At 58.1% G+C, this 16,140-nt stretch carries 15 protein-coding genes and 1 other RNA gene; 3 read left to right on the top strand and 13 right to left on the bottom strand.

From position 1 onward, the window contains the following. Window positions 1-14: 14 nt before the first annotated feature. The 6 genes from ssrA to BMX80_RS02590 form a co-directional block, all read right to left on the bottom strand. Window positions 15-366, bottom strand: a transfer-messenger RNA (tmRNA) gene (ssrA, locus tag BMX80_RS02615). Window positions 367-433: 67 nt separating this feature from the next. Continuing rightward, a complete protein-coding gene (locus BMX80_RS02610; protein ID WP_071873500.1) occupies window positions 434-676 on the bottom strand; it encodes a hypothetical protein in 243 nt (80 codons plus the stop codon). Between the two features lie 82 nt (window positions 677-758). Beyond that, window positions 759-1,163 (bottom strand): phosphate ABC transporter substrate-binding protein, encoded by a 405-nt coding sequence (locus BMX80_RS02605; protein WP_074864772.1) that lies wholly within the window; start codon window positions 1,161-1,163, stop codon window positions 759-761. Window positions 1,164-1,175: 12 nt separating this feature from the next. Further along, the gene (locus BMX80_RS02600; RefSeq protein ID WP_074864769.1) at window positions 1,176-2,276 is read right to left on the bottom strand and encodes a porin; all 1,101 of its coding nucleotides are present in this window, start codon (window positions 2,274-2,276) and stop codon (window positions 1,176-1,178) included. A gap of 26 nt (window positions 2,277-2,302) precedes the next feature. Beyond that, window positions 2,303-3,925, bottom strand: a complete 1,623-nt coding sequence (locus tag BMX80_RS02595) for a methyl-accepting chemotaxis protein (RefSeq protein WP_071873497.1) — start codon at window positions 3,923-3,925, stop codon at window positions 2,303-2,305. Window positions 3,926-4,304: 379 nt separating this feature from the next. Continuing rightward, on the bottom strand, window positions 4,305-6,395 hold the full coding sequence (locus BMX80_RS02590) for a molybdopterin oxidoreductase family protein (RefSeq protein WP_074864765.1): 2,091 nt from the start codon (window positions 6,393-6,395) through the stop codon (window positions 4,305-4,307). Between the two features lie 245 nt (window positions 6,396-6,640). Here BMX80_RS02590 and argF point away from each other — a divergent pair, with 245 nt between their 5' ends. After that, on the top strand, window positions 6,641-7,561 hold the full coding sequence (gene argF / locus BMX80_RS02585) for an ornithine carbamoyltransferase (protein ID WP_071873495.1): 921 nt from the start codon (window positions 6,641-6,643) through the stop codon (window positions 7,559-7,561). Then, complete coding sequence (locus tag BMX80_RS02580) at window positions 7,558-8,667, top strand: ABC transporter ATP-binding protein (RefSeq protein ID WP_074864762.1); 1,110 nt, start codon at window positions 7,558-7,560, stop codon at window positions 8,665-8,667. The genes argF and BMX80_RS02580 overlap by 4 nt, the downstream gene beginning before the upstream one ends. Window position 8,668: 1 nt before the next feature. On the opposite strand, the gene BMX80_RS02575 is transcribed toward BMX80_RS02580, so the two are convergent. Continuing rightward, a complete protein-coding gene (locus BMX80_RS02575; protein ID WP_074864758.1) occupies window positions 8,669-9,739 on the bottom strand; it encodes a GGDEF domain-containing protein in 1,071 nt (356 codons plus the stop codon). A 76-nt stretch (window positions 9,740-9,815) separates the two neighbouring features. Then, a complete protein-coding gene (locus BMX80_RS02570; protein ID WP_074864755.1) occupies window positions 9,816-10,601 on the bottom strand; it encodes a class I SAM-dependent methyltransferase in 786 nt (261 codons plus the stop codon). 96 nt (window positions 10,602-10,697) lie between these two features. Between BMX80_RS02570 and BMX80_RS02565 the strand changes: the two genes are divergently transcribed. Next, window positions 10,698-11,468, top strand: coding sequence for a hypothetical protein (locus tag BMX80_RS02565; protein WP_139213998.1), 771 nt, complete (start codon window positions 10,698-10,700; stop codon window positions 11,466-11,468). 10 nt (window positions 11,469-11,478) lie between these two features. Here BMX80_RS02565 and BMX80_RS02560 read toward each other — a convergent pair whose 3' ends face one another. The 5 genes from BMX80_RS02560 to BMX80_RS02540 all read right to left on the bottom strand — a co-directional run bounded on the left by BMX80_RS02560 (window position 11,479) and on the right by BMX80_RS02540 (window position 16,140). After that, window positions 11,479-11,811 (bottom strand): hypothetical protein, encoded by a 333-nt coding sequence (locus tag BMX80_RS02560; RefSeq protein WP_074864752.1) that lies wholly within the window; start codon window positions 11,809-11,811, stop codon window positions 11,479-11,481. A gap of 64 nt (window positions 11,812-11,875) precedes the next feature. Beyond that, window positions 11,876-12,331: a ribosomal protein S18-alanine N-acetyltransferase gene (rimI, locus tag BMX80_RS02555; RefSeq protein ID WP_074864749.1), complete on the bottom strand. Its 456-nt coding sequence runs from the start codon at window positions 12,329-12,331 to the stop codon at window positions 11,876-11,878. After that, the gene (locus BMX80_RS02550; RefSeq protein ID WP_074864747.1) at window positions 12,331-13,161 is read right to left on the bottom strand and encodes a hypothetical protein; all 831 of its coding nucleotides are present in this window, start codon (window positions 13,159-13,161) and stop codon (window positions 12,331-12,333) included. The genes rimI and BMX80_RS02550 overlap by 1 nt, the downstream gene beginning before the upstream one ends. A gap of 3 nt (window positions 13,162-13,164) precedes the next feature. Next, window positions 13,165-14,709 carry a 2-isopropylmalate synthase gene (locus tag BMX80_RS02545; protein WP_071872142.1) on the bottom strand — a complete coding sequence of 515 codons (1,545 nt, stop codon included), beginning with the start codon at window positions 14,707-14,709 and terminating at the stop codon, window positions 13,165-13,167. 189 nt (window positions 14,710-14,898) lie between these two features. Next, complete coding sequence (locus tag BMX80_RS02540) at window positions 14,899-16,140, bottom strand: saccharopine dehydrogenase family protein (protein WP_074864744.1); 1,242 nt, start codon at window positions 16,138-16,140, stop codon at window positions 14,899-14,901.

The raw sequence follows: 16,140 nt of genomic DNA, 5'->3' as shown, positions 1-16,140 counted from the left end.
TTCAAGGGCTTATCTGGTGGAGCCGGGGGGATTTGAACCCCCGTCCGTCAGCACTCTGCTATCGGTTCTACATGCTTAGCCATCTCTACTAAGTTAACTCCTCGCGGCCCGAGTGGCAGGGCGCTTAGAGCGAGCTGTATGAGTTTTAGCCGTTACGTCTACAGCAAACTTGGCGGCGATCCTGTTCTGTCTGACAGTCTGTTTGGGTTTACAGGCATCCCCTAGAGACTGCTAGCGCATTAAGCGGCTAGAGCGTAGTTGTCGTCGTTGGCAACTATAAAGTTGTGGCAGCGGATTTACGAGAACTGTCACCTACTCGGCATGCCCCTCAAGTTTTGTCACCGGCGTCGAATCCTAATCGGCCCCAAAACTGATGGTCAGTTGTAGGACGCCAGTCTACGGGAAAGGTTCCCGAGGGCCAAGAAAAAGCTTTTTATTCAGCGCGTTGCAGTAAATCTAAGGCCTGCTGAAGCAAACTGACTGCCTGCTCATGCTGGCCTTTGTCATGCGCTTGCTTGCCTTGATTGCGTAACTCGCGCACCTGCGCTTCAAGGGTTTTGTCGGTCGGTGGGTTTTGCGCCAACAATCGGTCGAGGGTGGCTATCTGCCCCGGGCACTGATGCGCCCAAGCCGGGCAACTCGCCAACAGCGCAATGCTTAAGATCAACACTTTCATAGCCACACCTCTGCTTGCTTGGTACTCAGTATAGCCAGCAGGAAAAAGCCACCCGAAGGTGGCTTTACTCAGGCAAACGCCACTAAGGCAAGGTAAACAATACCTTTACTGAGTCATTAACGGCGGCACTGTCGACGTAGCCAATGGCCTCGCCACTGCCCGCGACTTCGCCAACCACGGCGGCATCGGAGTCAACAGACTTAGGCGGCGTGCCCTTGCCGGTAAACACTAAGCCAGACCAGTACGACTTCAGCTGAGCTTCGTTTTTGCCCACCACATTGCTGTAGAAGGCGTCTTTGGCGGGCGTCCAGCTTTTCTGGTCGATCGGCTTAAGGCTTTTATCTTTACCGAGGAAGATATTCGCCACCGCGCCTTTGTCAGGGCTCGCGCCGCTGGATGCCGCAACAATCACGGCCACCTCGGCGCTTGCACTGAGACTGAACACACTCAGACCCGCGATCAGGGTCAGCTTTCGCAAAATACTCATGACTGCCCCCTGTTAGTAAACGAACTCAACGCCAAAGCTAACGATGTCGCCATCGTAGTTAGCGGTCGGCAAGCCCAAGGCATTACGCCCCGCCCGAGTAATCACTTCGCTACGCGTTTCAACAAACTGCCCTGCATAACCACCACTGGTATCCACCCGCTTGTACTCAGACTTGAGCACTACAGTGGGGGTGAGCTGGTAATTGAGACCGGCAATCCACGATGACTGACGCCCCGTGCCCTCTTCGTCCAATTGCGAATAGGTCAGGTGCGGCAGGAAGTCACCCAAGTGATAGCCCGACATCACATAGAAGGCGTCCAAGGTTGGGAAAGCCGTGCCTTCGATGACCCGCTTGGTAGCCTCGGCATTAACCACCACAGTGCCTTGGTCATACTGATAACCCAGCGAGGTGAACTTACCTTTATTGCCATCAAAGGGGCGCAGGTCAAAGCCATCTTTTAGGCTCGACTCGGCGTAGCCCACACGCACCATGCCATAGTCAGTGCTCAAGGCGATGTTGGCAGCGAAGACATCGTCGTAGTCGATGTCGTACTGGTCATCTGCGCTGAAGAGTTCACGGTCCTTCGCCTGCCCTACCGCCACTTGGAAGGTTAAGTTACCGAACGGCAAGCCACGGTTATAAACCATGTCGAAGCCTTCGTAGTTGGTCAGCTGAACTTGGCCATAAACCTCGTCTGGCAGGCGTAGCCACGGGTAGGTGTAACCCACATCTAGGGTTTCTGAGTACATATAGATGGGGGTGCGCAAGCGGCCAGCGCGGAACATCAGCTCATCCGTGGCTTGGTAGCTCAAGTACAGCCATTCCAGATTACCTTTCCAGGTGTCTTGGTCGGCTTTGGCGGTTAACTGCACGGTGACACCTAAGGTATCGGTCAAACCGTATTGCAGCTGAGCACCAAACTTAGACAGCTGATCGCCACGCCAGCTGTCGGTGGTTTGTCCTTCGATACCAAAGCTGCGGCCATCCTCTTCGCCGCCCAAATACGTTACACCGAGGGTGCCAAAGGCATTAAAACGGTGTTCACCCTGTTCCAAGGCCAAAGCCGGTGCACTGGCCAGCGCAATGGCCAATGCGAGGGTTGATTTCTTCATGTGTGGGCTCCTGTTGCGATCACTCATCAGACACGGAACTTGCCGGTCGCTTGTTTTAAGTTGTCCCCCATGCTGACTAGGGCTTCGCCCAGTCGCGCGGTTTCTCCGGCGCCCTTACGCGATACGCTGGCGTCTTCACTCAGGCCATTGGCGTTTTCTTGCATGGTGTGACTGAGGTGGAGTTGGTTCTGCGTCAGATCAGCAATACCGCTGTTGCTCTGGCTGATCTGCTGAATGCCGTCAACAATGGCCGCCAAGGCACTGGTCGCGTCACTGGTTTTCTCCAGACTGCTCTGTGCTTTGGTGCTATTGCTGTTCATGGTCTGCACCACACCTTGGGTGCTGCGTTGCAGACGCTGAATGATTTCCTGAATTTCTTCGGTGGATTTCTGCGTTTTAAACGCGAGGTTGCGCACCTCATCGGCCACCACGGCAAAGCCGCGCCCTTGTTCACCGGCACGCGCTGCTTCAATCGCCGCGTTCAACGCCAGCAAGTTGGTTTGCTCGGCGATCACTTTGATCACATCCAGCACCTTGCCAACTTCTTGCGTTTCGCCTTGCAGTTGGTGGATAGACTCCACGGTTTGCAGCACTTCGTTGGCGAGGTCTTGAATACTGCTGGTCAGGTCACCCAGGCTGGCTTGCGCATGATTGGCTTTTTTCGCCACATCACTGGCTGCACCGGCGGCCTGACCGGTACGGCTATTGATGTCTTGCACGCTGCTGACCATGTCTTGAATGTTATTGACGATGGACTGCGTGTGGGTGTGCTGCGAGCTGGCATTGCGCTCGACCGATTGGGTGAGCTGATACAGCTGGCTAGACACTTGATTGAGCGGCTCGGCGCTTTTAATCACCGAGCCAATAGTTTGCTGCAAGGTGTCGAGCAGGCCGTTGAAGTGGCCAATCATGGTGCCGATTTCGTCGCGGCTATCGTTTTTGATCCGCCGGGTAAGGTCGCCATCGCCTTTGGCAATATCCTGCAGCGACTCAATCACGTCATGCACGTTCTGCATGATCTGCCGAATAACCAGTAACGAACAAAGAATCACCACCGCCGACAGCACAATCACCAAAATTAAACCCACGCTGATGGTTGTGCTGTTATTGCTCAAGGCCAATTCAAGGCTGTCGTGAAAGTTGGCATAAACTGCTGCACGAAACTTATCGCCCAGTTCTTTAGAGGTTTGTAAGTCTTTGCTCATGCGTTCCAAGTTAGGACGCAAGTCATCAAACGAGGCGCTGCCGGTGATTATTTTTTCTGAGGAGTCGCGGGCATTTTGGTAATAGGTGCTGATCGACTCGGCCCACGCTTTAGCCGAAGCGGCTAAGTCACCTTCACCTTCGCTTAATTGTTTAACCGCGCTCAACTTGCTGTTGATATCCGCGATGGTGGCGTCTGCTTCCTTGATGATTTCTTGCTCGCCAGCAGCCACGGCGTTATTGAGCAAGTTAGGTAGGCGGGAGAAGTTAAAAATAATGCTGTCGGTCTGCTCCAACGCTGGATAATAACGCTGCTCTAACTTACTTAAACGTTCGTTATTGCTCGACAACAGGCTGTAGTTGTAAGCCAAGTACAACAGCAAGCCGAAAATAGCGATGCCTGGCAGTAAAAAAATCTTCAACGCGAGAGGCAAGTTTTTCAGCATGGACTCTGTCTCCAGAAATACGATCACTGGGGGCTATTTCGTCCGTTAGCCCTGTTTCTTGAGTCCTTTCACAAAACTTTACACTCGCTTGAGTTAAGCACATGGTGCACGGCTGTGCGTCAAGTAGGGGCAGGAAATAAACTCAGTCGCGCCGCAAACCGGCTGACCATGGCCGAAGGCGGCGTGGCGCCCCACCGAGTGGCGCCAACGCCCACGATGAAGGCAGCTAAGGCATCAGCCTTGCGCAGCAAGCCGCCGCGCGGCAGTGCATGGGCTTAGAAGTTGCTCAGCAATAAGTCAGCGATAAGAACGCTGCGCGCTGGTTTTGCCACTCTGCGAGGCATAGCGCGCAGCGCATTATTCCGTTAACCGTATTCAGTTAACCGTTGGCGGCCACCTCCACCGGCACACCGTTAAGGGCGGTATTGCCAGATAGGCGATCGAGCAGGCGCTCATCGGTGAGGTCGTTAGCGCTCACCCCGGTCAACTCACTTGCCTTCGCTAAGCGCACCGCGCCGCGCTGATGGCCGAAGCCGTGCGGCAGGCTGACCACGCCGGGCATCACTTCATCGCTACCCAGCACATCCACCGTGACCGCCCCCACCCGCGAACGCACCGTGACTTGCTGGCCGTCTTGCAGCTGGCGCGCTGCCATATCTTGCGGGTGCATCAACAGCTGATGACGTGGCTTGCCTTTAATCAGCCGGTGGTAGTTATGCATCCACGAGTTATTACTGCGCACATGCCGGCGCCCGATCAGCAGTAAGCCTTCTGGCGTGCGGCTTTGTGCAAAGCGCTCAAGCTCCGTCAGCAGCAGCTCTGGGGTGAGTTCGACTTGCTTAGACGGCGTTTTCAGGCGCTTGGCCAAACAGGGCTGTAGCGCGCCCAAATCGATGCCGTGCGACTGCTCCTGCAAGACTTTAAGCGATAGCTTGTGCTCGCTGCGGTCGCCGTAAGCGCCCATGCGCAGCGCCATATCGACCATCTGTGCCGGCTCGATTGCCTGCGGCTCGGCATTGCCCGCCAGCTTGGCGTAAGCGCGCGCAAGGCCCATAAAGATTTCCCAGTCGTGCAACGCGCCTGTTGGCTTATCCAGCACTGGCGCGTTGTAGCGGGTGACGTTGCGCACGGCGAGCATGTTGAAGCTCATGTCGTAGTGATCATGCTCCAGCGCCGAGGTGGGCGGCAGAATCAAGTCTGCATGCTGGGTGGTTTCGTTGAGGTAGAAGTCGATGCTGAGCATAAACTCCAGCCCCTGCAGCGCTTGCTCCAATTGACGGCCATTGGGGGTTGAAAGCACCGGGTTACCGGCTTGGGTAATCAGGGCACGGATTTGCCCCTCGCCCGGCGTGAGCATTTCTTCCGCTAATGCCGCCACGGGCAGCTCGCCGCCAAACTCAGGTAGCTGCGATACGCGGCTATGCCAGCGGCCGTAATTACCAGCGCTCATGCTGTGCAGCAAGTCCATGGCCGGCTCGGTAAACATCATGCCGCCCACGCTGTCGAGCTTGCCAGTGAGCAGGTTAATCAGCTGAATCAGCCATTGGCACAAGCTACCAAAGGCCTGCGTGGAAACGCCCATGCGGCCATAGCAAGCCGCGCGTGGCGTAGCAGAAAAGTCGCGTGCCAGCTGCTGGATAACGTGCAGCTCCACCCCGCAGCGATCCGCCAGCGCAGCCAAATCAAAACCAGCCAGTGCAGCCGTGAGCGGCGCTAAGTCACTGATAGGCAAGGGGCTAGGGGTGATTAACTGCTCGTCGAGCAAGGTACGCAGCAGCACTAACAAAAAGGCCGCGTCTTCGCCGGGGCGAATAAACAAATGCTGATCTGCCAGCGCGGCGGTTTCGCTGCGGCGTGGGTCTACCACCACCAAACGCCCCCGCGCCTTTAGGGCTTTAAGGCGTTTTTCAACATCCGGCACCGTCATAATGCTGCCGTTAGAGGCCAGCGGATTCGCCCCCAGCACCAGCATAAAGTCGCACTGATCGATATCCGGCACCGGCATCAACATTTGGTGGCCGTACATTAAATAGCCGATCAAGTGATGCGGCAGCTGATCGACCGAGGTCGCCGAAAAGCGGCTGCGGGTTTTCAGCTGCTTGTACAAATAATTCGCGTGGGTCATCAGCCCGTAGTTGTGCACGCTGGGGTTGCCGGCATACACCGCCACGCTGTCGCCACCGTGCGCCGTGGCAACGGCATGCAGACGCTCGGCCGCGTAGGCAAAAGCTTCATCCCAGCTGATCGCCTGCCACTGCCCCGCCACTTTACGCATGGGCTGACGCAGGCGATCAGGGTCTTCTTGCAGGTCTTGCAGGGCTACCGCCTTGGGGCAGATATGGCCACGGCTGAAGGGGTCGTCTTTATCGCCACGAATGCTGACGATCTGCTGGCCCTCGGTTTCAATCGCCAAGCCGCAGATGGCCTCGCACAGGTTACAAGCACGGTAATGGGTTTGCCGGGCGCTCATGGCGGCCTCCGTTATTATTGGTTTGCCTCACTGTAGGCACTGCGTAGCCCAGCGCCAAGCACCGCGACCAGCGGCTATAAGGCGGCATTAGCCAAGGCAATAGTCAGTACCCTGGGCGCGGCAAAACAGGTCAATTTGCAGGGGCTTTGGGTTTGCCTATACCATCGGCGTCTTTCCCTCAACGAACCCGGGCGCTGTCTGGGCTGGGCCACACGCCCGCCAAGCCGCCGGTTAGGTAATGATGTATGAGCACCGTACGCCACTTTCTTTCTCTGATGGACATGACGCCCGATGAGCTGCGCAGCCTGATTCGCCGCGCCAGCGAACTGAAGGACCTGCGCCAGCGAGGAGTGCTGTACGAGCCGCTGAAAAACCGCGTGCTGGGGATGATTTTTGAAAAGGCCTCGACGCGCACCCGCTTGTCGTTCGAAGCCGGCATGATCCAACTGGGCGGGCAGGCGATTTTCCTCTCGCCACGCGATACCCAATTGGGCCGTGGCGAACCGATTGCCGACAGCGCACGGGTGATGTCGCGCATGCTCGATGCGGTGATGATCCGCACCTTTGCGCACGCCACGCTGAAAAACTTTGCCGCCAACAGCCAAGTGCCGGTGATCAACGGTCTGTCGGATGATCTGCACCCCTGCCAATTGCTGGCAGACATGCAAACCTTCCACGAGCATCGCGGCAGCATTCAAGGCAAAACCGTGGCGTGGATTGGTGACGGCAATAACATGTGCAACACCTTTGCCCAGGCCGCCGAGCAGTTTGATTTCCAACTCAAGATTGCTTGCCCAGAAGGATTTGAGCCCAACGCCTTTTATCTGCAACAAGCCAAAGGCCGCGTGACCATTACTCGCGACCCGCTAGAGGCCGTTGCCGGTGCGCACTTGGTGAGCACCGATGTATGGGCCTCCATGGGCCAAGAAGACGAAGCCGAAGCGCGCATCGCCAAGTTCAAAGGCTTCCAAGTCACCCCAGCCATGATGGACAAAGCCGACCCCAGCGCTGTGTTCTTGCACTGCTTACCGGCCCATCGCGGCGAGGAAGTCAGTGTCGACATGATGAACGACCCGCGTAGCGTGGTATTCGATCAGGCCGAAAACCGCCTGCACGCGCAAAAAGCGCTGCTGGAAATGCTGGTCGAGCACGCCTACCCGGCATGAGTGACGCCCCCTTACTACAACTGCAAGCGCTGTCTTGCGGCTACGGCAAGCAAGCCATTGTTAATGGCTTGAGCTTGCACCTTAACCATGGCGAGATCGGCTGTCTGCTGGGTCCGTCTGGCTGTGGCAAGACCACCACTCTGCGCGCGATTGCCGGTTTTGAGCCAGTCACGGCGGGCAAGATTCTGCTGAGCGAGCAAGTACTGTCGCGACCGGGCTTTACCCTCGCCCCAGAAAAACGCCGCATCGGCATGGTGTTTCAGGACTATGCCTTGTTCCCGCACTTAAGCGTGGCGGACAACATCGCCTTTGGCGTGCGCGAACACAGCGATGCGCGCAAGATTACTGACGAGCTACTGGAGCTGGTGCACTTAACCCCGCTGGCTAAACGCTTCCCCCACGAGCTATCGGGCGGCCAACAGCAGCGTGTGGCCCTCGCCCGCGCCCTCGCCCCGCAGCCCGAGTTACTGCTGTTAGATGAGCCTTTCTCTAACCTCGATGGTGAGCTACGTCGGCGCTTAAGCCGCGAAGTTCGAGAAATCCTTAAGCTGCGCGGCACCAGCGCCATCTTGGTCACCCACGACCAAGAAGAAGCCTTCTCGGTGAGCGATCAGGTCGGGGTGTTCAATCAAGGCCATCTGGAGCAATGGGATAGCCCGTTCAACCTCTACCACGAGCCTTCTACTCCGTTTGTGGCGAGCTTTATTGGTCAGGGTTACTTCATTCGTGGTCAGCTGCTGTCGCCCGATACGGTGCAAACCGAGCTCGGCGTGATTCGCGGCAACCGCGCTTACACGTGGCCAGCCGGCAGTGCGGTGGATGTGCTGCTACGCCCGGACGACATCATTCCCGATGCACAGAGCAGCCTGAAGGCACGCATCAGCGGCAAGACCTTCTTAGGCGCGGCCACCTTGTATCGCTTGCAGTTACCCACCGGCACCCAGCTGGAGTCGCTGTTCCCCAGCCATGCCGACCACCCGCTCGGCAGCGAAGTGGGCATTCGCGTGGCGGCCGATCACTTAGTGGTATTCAGTGCCAGCGGCAGTGTCGCCGCCAAGGTCAGCTTGGGCGACAGCCACAAGCCGTTACGCCACAACGCGCTGTAACTTACACCTGCACTACGCGCTGCTGGCTGTCTTTGGCCAGATGCAGCGCGTCGCCGCTGCGCTTTAAGGTTTCTTCCCAGGTTTCGCCGCGCTTGGCTAAGGTTAGGCCAACCCGCACGTTGAGGCGGATTTGCCCCGTAGCACCAAAGCGATAGCCGGCAATCTTATCGGCCAAACGCTCGGCCACCACCTGCGCGCCGGGCAAGTCGGTGTAATTGAGCACCAGCAAAAACTCATCACCGCCCAAGCGCGCGACAAAATCGACGTCACGCAGCACAGTACGTAGTAGCTTAGCGACGCTGCGCAGCGCCTCGTCGCCCTCTTCTTCACCGTACTGGGCGTTGACCTTAGCCAGCTGCTGGATATCCACCAATGCCAGCACCGCGCTTTGCCCACCACGCGCCATCATCGCTTGCAGTTGATCTAAGTAGCGGTTTGCTTGTCGGCGGTTGTACAGCCCGGTTAGCGGATCGATCATCACTTGCTGCTGGGCCATCAGCAATTGGCTGCGTAAGTCATGCACCTCGGCATTCAAACGCGTTTGCTGGCGGCTGATCTCCCCGCCCATCAACGCCACCCAAAACACCAGCAAGACAAACGCCACGCCTTGTTCGAACTCTGTTGCCCACAGGCTCGGCTCTAAGTTTTGCAAGCGCCAACCGCTCACCGCGGCGAAGGCCACCACCATCAATAAAGCGATGCGCAAAATACCCAGCGGGCTTAGGCGAAACACGCCAAACAGCAGCACCATGACTGCCGATACCATGAGTAAAAAACGGAAGTCGCGCGCGAAAGCAGCCGTGGTGAAGATGGTCAAAATGCTCACGATCATCTGCGCTTGCGTCATGCTCGGGTCGCTAAAACGCAAGTTAATCCGCGTGCGCACCAGCAGCATAAAGCCGCCACAGCACAGGGCTACAAACAGCGTCAGCGCGAGCATGCCCAGCCAGGTTAACTCGAGGTGGTCAAAGTAAAACGCCAGCCAGCACAACGCGATGTAACAGGACGAGCCTAAGCTCGCCAGCCAAATGCGCTGGATACGCAGACGCTGCGCTTGGAAAGGGGTCAGCATGCGGGCTTCCTAAATCATCACACTTGCAGCATAGCTGCTCAGCACCAAGGCACTGAGCTAACCAGCACGGCGGGGATTAACGCGAGGAAAGACTTTTTAGCGGATAAATATCGTAACGACTGCTCTGCCCAGCCAGCACTTGCGAGGGCGCGCGCCCTTCAATCGCCGGCGCTTTGCGCGGCCGCTTAACCACCACACGATGGGTGGCCAATGCCAGCGCTACCTCTAGCAAAGCAGGCGCATCATCGTCATCGCCTACCAGCGGGCGAAATAAGCGCATCTCTTTTTTCACCAGCGCGCTTTTATCGCGGTGCGGAAACATCGGGTCGAGGTGAATCACCTGCGGCGGCTCGCCTTGCCAGTTGTTGATCAGTTCAATCGCATCGCCGGTCAATAAATGCATCTGCCCGGCGATGGCGGCCACGTCGGCATCGGCTTGCGCTCTCGCCAAACCATCGGCCAGCAAGGCCGCCACTACCGGCACGCGCTCGATCAAGGTGACCGAGCAACCTAAGGCCGCCATCACAAACGCATCGCGGCCTAGGCCTGCGGTAGCGTCGAGAATACTCGGTCGAATACTGCCTTTAATGCCGCACGCTTTCGCCACCATCTGCCCCGCGCCACCGCCAAACTGACGACGATGCGCATTGGCTCCGCCGACAAAATCAACCCACACCGGCCCCGGCGCGCCCTTGCCCAGCTCGCGCAGCCACAGACCATGCTCGCCGACTTCTAGCAGCATATCGCCTTCTTCCTCCGCCACCTGCGGCAAACACAAGTGCTCGGCCAGCGCCTGCGCGGCAGCGGTAAATTGCGGCGCTAGCGCACGCACCGCAAGGCTTAAGGTTTCAGGGTTCGACATGACAAACGGTACTCAACATCTGGGCCTTATGGCCGACAGCTTAAAAGATGCGGCATTTTGCCAGAGCGCGCCCAACCTGTCGCATCGGGAGCCGTTATGCACAGCGTTACCGGCAGCACAGACATTGAACACAGCCTGCACGCCAGCAAGCAGCAGTCGCTGAGCTTTCAAATTCTGCGCCGCACCTTAAATATTGAAGATAGCCCCGCCCCGCCTGAAACCACCGCCCCCAGCAGTGAGCCTGCCCCCAGCCCAACGCCAGCGGCCGTGCCAAGCACCGCCGTGGACTGGCAAGCGCAGCACCAACGCACTTTAGCGGCGCTGCAAAGCCAGCGCAGCAGCGAGCTAAATCTCACGGTAAATGCCGAGCCAGAGGTGAAAGACCCCCTAGTACTCGACTTAGCCGGCAACGGCTTTAGCACCCGTGGCCTTGCGCAAGCGGTGGAGTTTGACTTAGATGGCGACGGGCGCAGCGAACGCGTCAGCTTAAGCAATGGCGACGACGCCTTACTGGCGCTCGACCGCAACGGCAACGGCCGCATCGACAATGGCCGCGAGCTGTTTGGCGATCAAAACGGCGCCGCGCACGGTTTTGCCGAGCTAGCCCGCTACGACGACAATCGCGACGGACAAATCGACGCCAACGATGCCATCTATAACAACCTGCTGCTGGTGCAGTTCGACGCCCAAGGTCAGCAACAGATTCGCCGTTTAAGCGAGGTAGGCGTGGCGCAAATAAGCCTGAGCTACCGCGCGAGCCAACAAGCGATTAACACCTACGACCGTTTAGCGCAGGTGGGCGAATTTACTTGGCAGGATGGCCGCCGTGGGCAGGCAGCGGATGTGTTACTGGCAACGCAACGCTAGAGCAAGGCGACTAGGCGTAGAGATCGAGCCCCGCCAAGCGTGGCGCGTCGGCCTCGCCAGTGATTTGCGCTGTGCTGCCGTAGCTCGCCAAGGCTTGTGCGGCGCGATTAGACAGCGGGCGCTGTAAGGTGGCTTCACGCAGGGTTGTGGGCAGATTTTCTTGGTTTTTGCTCAAGGCATTGACGCGGCGCTGGATCTCCTGCGCGTCAAAACCTTGCTGTTGCTCGGCGGCTCCCGGTTGGCTGGCCCGCTCGCGCTGTTCTTCGGCGGCAGCATCACGCGGCTCGCTGCGCGGTGCAGAGCGAGGCTGGGCATAAGCGGAGGCAAAACCGTCAATTCTCATGGCGTCAAAAAAATTCTTCGTCTCAATGCAATCTAGCCAGAAGCGTGCCGACTGACAAATACCACTAGTCTAGAAGCATATAGGCCATGACCAGTGCATCTTCGCGGCCATCGCTACTGGGGTAGTAATCACGCCGGCGGCCAATTTCATTAAAACCAAAGCGCTCGTACAGACGATACGCGGCAGCGTTAGATTCGCGCACTTCGAGATAGCAAGTTTGGCAGTCTTGCTCTTGAGCGCACTGCATTAAGTGGCTGAGCAAAGCTAACCCTAAGCCGCGGCCTTGGTTTTCTGGCTTAACGGTGATGTTGAGCAGGTGCGCCTCATCGAGCACGCGGCTGATCACCCCGTGGCCGACTTGCTGCTCGCCTAAAAACATCAGCCAGCCTTGGTAGCCACTCTTTAGGCAGTCGGCAAAAATGCCGCGCGTCCACGGGTGGGAAAACGCGGCGAATTCGATGGCTACCACAGTGTCTAGATCCGCCTCACGCATGGGGCGGAAGGTCAGCGCATCGGTCATTAGTGAGCCTGCGAGTGAAAACGCTTAAGACTGTGCCAAGTGGCTTTTTTCAGCGCGGCATCGCCGAGCAAAGCTTCCAGCTCGGGCAAACATAACGCCGGCACGCCCAATAATTGGCTGCTGGCCAATAGCTCGCACGGTTCAGCCAAGGCCAGCTGCGGTGCGGCGCCGATCAGCCAAAGCTGGCTTAGCGGCTCACCCAAGTGACGGGTTTCGGTAAGAATGCTCAAGTAATCGCGCGCCGCCTTGGCGTCGCTGGGCAAATTGCCTTGCTTATCCAGCGGCCAATGCACGGTGTCGCGCTCCCACGCTGGCTTACCGGCAGCCACCGCCAAGAGCATATCGGCCAGCAAACGGTACACAGGGTCGCGCTCGCCCAAGGGCTCGCCCAGCGGCAAGCTAATCCACAACCCTAGCGCGCCTGCACGGGCAAACTGCACGGTAAAGCGCGGCATGGGCTCTGTACTGGCGACGGGCTCGGTAGGCTTTGCTGCTTCGGGCTTTGGCGCGTCGGGTGCATTTCTGACCGGGCGCACGGATGCCGGTGCCGATTCGGCTTGCAGCTCTTGGCGCACCGCGGCCAGCGGGTCGCTTCCAGCTACCGGAGCTGCGACAGGAGCCGCCACCGCATGCTCATGCTGGGCTTGGTTTTGCGCTGGTTCAGCTGCCGGGCTGGCCGCCGGTTTACGCGGTGCAGGCACTGCGCCGGCCTCGCTGACAAACGCCAGCACCTCGGGCGTGGACGGTGCCGCACCGGGGATTGCCCCGCGCGGCACCCAACTGGCGATATTTAGGGCTTGCAGATAAGCCTGACGCTGCGCTTCGTGCATCACTTAAACGTCGGCCACCTGCGGGTGGGCTTTTTCCAGCCCGGCCTGCATCAAGTTCAGGGCATTGATATAAGCCTTGGCCGAAGCGACCACGATATCGGTATCGGCCCCGTTACCGTTGACGATGCGCCCGCCTTTTTCCAAGCGCACAGTCACTTCGCCTTGCGAGTCGGTGCCTTGGGTAATCGCATTGACCGAGTACAACTGCAGCGTGGCGCCACTTTGCACCACCGATTCAATAGCGCGGAACGCTGCATCGACCGGGCCGCTGCCGTCGGACTCGGCTTTCACTTCAGCCCCGGCCACACTCAGCACCAGCTGGGCATGCGGTACTTCACCGGTCTTGGAGGCAACTTCCAGATAGGCCAGCTTGAAGTGCTCTTCCACTTCAGCCAGGGTGTCGGAGACCAACGCTTGCAGGTCTTCGTCAAAGATTTCGTGCTTTTTATCCGCCAGTTCTTTAAAGCGCGCGAAGGCGGCGTTCAGCTCGGCCTCACCGGCCAGCTGAATACCCAACTCTTCTAAGCGGGTGCGGAAGGCGTTACGCCCGGAGTGCTTGCCCATCACCATCTTGTTGGTGTGCCAGCCGACATCCTGCGCGCTCATGATCTCGTAAGTTTCGCGGTGTTTGAGCACGCCGTCTTGGTGAATACCCGACTCGTGCGCAAAGGCGTTGGCGCCGACGATGGCCTTATTCGGCTGCACCGGGAAGCCGGTGATACCGCTGACCAAACGCGAGGTGCTCAAGATATGCGGCGTGTCGATATTGGTGTGTACGCCGAGCAGGTCTTTACGGGTTTTGATCGCCATGACGATCTCTTCCAGCGAGGCATTACCAGCCCGCTCACCCAAGCCGTTAATAGTGCACTCCACCTGACGCGCACCGGCCACCACGGCAGCCAGCGAGTTGGCCACGGCCAAACCTAAGTCGTTATGGCAGTGCACCGAGAAGATCGCCTTGTCGGCATTGGGGATACGCGCCAGCAACTGCGCCATGGTTTCGGCGTATTGGTGCGGAATCGCATAGCCCACGGTATCGGGAATATTGATGGTGGTGGCGCCGGCGTCGATGGCGGCCTCGATGATGCGGCAGAGGAAATCCAGCTCGGAACGGCCGGCATCCTCACAGGAGAACTCGACGTTATCGGTATGGTTACGCGCACGCTTAACCGCATGGATTGCCTGAGCGACGACCTGATCCGGCTGCATACGCAGCTTGTACTGCATATGGATCGGGCTGGTGGCAATAAAAGTATGGATACGTCCGGAGTTGGCGTTTTTCAGCGCCTCGGCAGCGCGGTCGATATCGGCATCCACGGCGCGCGCCAACGAGCACACGGTGCTGTCTTTGATGGTATCGGCAATCGCTTTCACGGCCTCGAAGTCGCCGGGGCTGGCAATGGCAAAGCCGGCTTCGATCACGTCCACGCGCATGCGCTCTAGGGCTTTGGCAATGCGCAGCTTTTCTTCCTTGGTCATGGAAGCGCCGGGGCTTTGCTCACCGTCGCGCAGGGTGGTATCGAAAATAATGACGCGGTCGTTGCTCATGGAAACTCCTCACTGGCCAGGGGCACATCCTGACACTTTGTTATAGCCCGATTGTCGCGTGAATCTTCGCAGGGGTGAAGCCTGCCGAATAAATCCGGCGCAGAAAAAACAAACGGCCCCATCACTGGGGCCGTTGGCAGACGCTTAGCAAAACCGCGCTAGAGAGCCTCTGAGTTAATCAGCTGACGCTCAGAACTGATCCCACGGCAGATCCCGCTCGCCTTCTTTAATACGCGTGGGCAAGCCCATGGTATCCAGCAGCGCGAGGAACGGCTTGGCCGGCAGTTGCTCGACGTTTTGCATCTGCTGCGCATCCCAATCACCACGGGCCACCAACAGCGCAGCGGCAACCGGCGGCACACCGGCGGTGTAGGAGATCCCTTGGCTATCGGTCTCGGCGTAGGCCTCGGCGTGATCGGCCACGTTGTAGACAAACAGCTCACGCGGCTGGCCGTCTTTCTGGCCCTTGATCACATCACCGATACAGGTCTTGCCGCTGTAGCTCGGCGCCAGTGAGGCCGGGTCTGGCAGTACGGCTTTAACCACTTTCAGCGGCACCACTTCTAGCCCTTCGGCGGTTTTTACCGGCTTCTCAGACAGCAGGCCTAAGTTCTTCAGCACCGTGAACACATTGATGTAGTGCTCGCCGAAACCCATCCAGAAGCGCACGTTGGGCACATCCAGATGTTTGGACAGCGAATGCACTTCATCGTGACCAGTCAGGTACAGGCTCTGCTCGCCCACCACCGGCAGGTTATCGGTGCGTTTGACCTCGAACATAGTGTTCGGGGTCCATTCGCGGTTCTGCCAGCTCCACACGGTGCCGGTGAATTCGCGGAAGTTAATTTCCGGGTCGAAGTTGGTCGCAAAATATTTGCCGTGCGAGCCGGCATTCACATCGAGGATGTCGATCGACTCGATGCTGTCGAAATGTTCCTGTTGGGCCAATGCCGCATAGGCATTCACCACACCCGGATCAAAGCCCACGCCCAAAATGGCGGTGATGCCTTTGTCTTTACATTCGTCCAGGTGTTTCCACTCGTAGTTGGCGTACCACGGCGGGGTTTCGCAAATCTTGCTCGGGTCTTCGTGGATCGCGGTGTCCAGATACGCAGCACCGGTATCAATACAGGCACGCAGGACGGACATATTCAGGAAAGCCGAGCCTACGTTGATCACAATCTGTGATTCGGTCTCTTGGATCAGGGCTTTGGTCGCCTCGATATCCAGCGCATTGACGGCATACGCTTTAAGCTCGCCCGGCTGCTTTAAGCTGCCTTTGGCGTTAATACTGTCGATGATGGCCTGGCACTTGGAGATGTTACGCGACGCGATAGCAATACGACCCAACTCGTCGTTGTGCTGCGCGCACTTATGGGCCACCACCTTGGCGACACCTCCTGCACCAATGATAAGAACGTTCTTCTTCAT

The sequence above is a fragment of the Atopomonas hussainii genome (genome assembly GCF_900109735.1).
Lineage (GTDB): Bacteria > Pseudomonadota > Gammaproteobacteria > Pseudomonadales > Pseudomonadaceae > Atopomonas > Atopomonas hussainii.
This window is presented reverse-complemented; position numbering and strand designations above follow the sequence as displayed.

Excerpts from the sequence above, each read along its gene's own strand:
- BMX80_RS02610 (WP_071873500.1), bottom strand. The coding sequence starts at position 676 with ATGAAAGTGTTGATCTTAAGCATTGCGCTGTTGGCGAGTTGCCCGGCT.
- BMX80_RS02605 (WP_074864772.1), bottom strand. The coding sequence starts at position 1,163 with ATGAGTATTTTGCGAAAGCTGACCCTGATCGCGGGTCTGAGTGTGTTC.
- BMX80_RS02600 (WP_074864769.1), bottom strand. The coding sequence starts at position 2,276 with ATGAAGAAATCAACCCTCGCATTGGCCATTGCGCTGGCCAGTGCACCG.
- BMX80_RS02595 (WP_071873497.1), bottom strand. The coding sequence starts at position 3,925 with ATGCTGAAAAACTTGCCTCTCGCGTTGAAGATTTTTTTACTGCCAGGC.
- BMX80_RS02590 (WP_074864765.1), bottom strand. The coding sequence starts at position 6,395 with ATGAGCGCCCGGCAAACCCATTACCGTGCTTGTAACCTGTGCGAGGCC.
- argF (WP_071873495.1), top strand. The coding sequence starts at position 6,641 with ATGAGCACCGTACGCCACTTTCTTTCTCTGATGGACATGACGCCCGAT.
- BMX80_RS02580 (WP_074864762.1), top strand. The coding sequence starts at position 7,558 with ATGAGTGACGCCCCCTTACTACAACTGCAAGCGCTGTCTTGCGGCTAC.
- BMX80_RS02575 (WP_074864758.1), bottom strand. The coding sequence starts at position 9,739 with ATGCTGACCCCTTTCCAAGCGCAGCGTCTGCGTATCCAGCGCATTTGG.
- BMX80_RS02570 (WP_074864755.1), bottom strand. The coding sequence starts at position 10,601 with ATGTCGAACCCTGAAACCTTAAGCCTTGCGGTGCGTGCGCTAGCGCCG.
- BMX80_RS02565 (WP_139213998.1), top strand. The coding sequence starts at position 10,698 with ATGCACAGCGTTACCGGCAGCACAGACATTGAACACAGCCTGCACGCC.
- BMX80_RS02560 (WP_074864752.1), bottom strand. The coding sequence starts at position 11,811 with ATGAGAATTGACGGTTTTGCCTCCGCTTATGCCCAGCCTCGCTCTGCA.
- rimI (WP_074864749.1), bottom strand. The coding sequence starts at position 12,331 with ATGACCGATGCGCTGACCTTCCGCCCCATGCGTGAGGCGGATCTAGAC.
- BMX80_RS02550 (WP_074864747.1), bottom strand. The coding sequence starts at position 13,161 with ATGCACGAAGCGCAGCGTCAGGCTTATCTGCAAGCCCTAAATATCGCC.
- BMX80_RS02545 (WP_071872142.1), bottom strand. The coding sequence starts at position 14,709 with ATGAGCAACGACCGCGTCATTATTTTCGATACCACCCTGCGCGACGGT.
- BMX80_RS02540 (WP_074864744.1), bottom strand. The coding sequence starts at position 16,140 with ATGAAGAAGAACGTTCTTATCATTGGTGCAGGAGGTGTCGCCAAGGTG.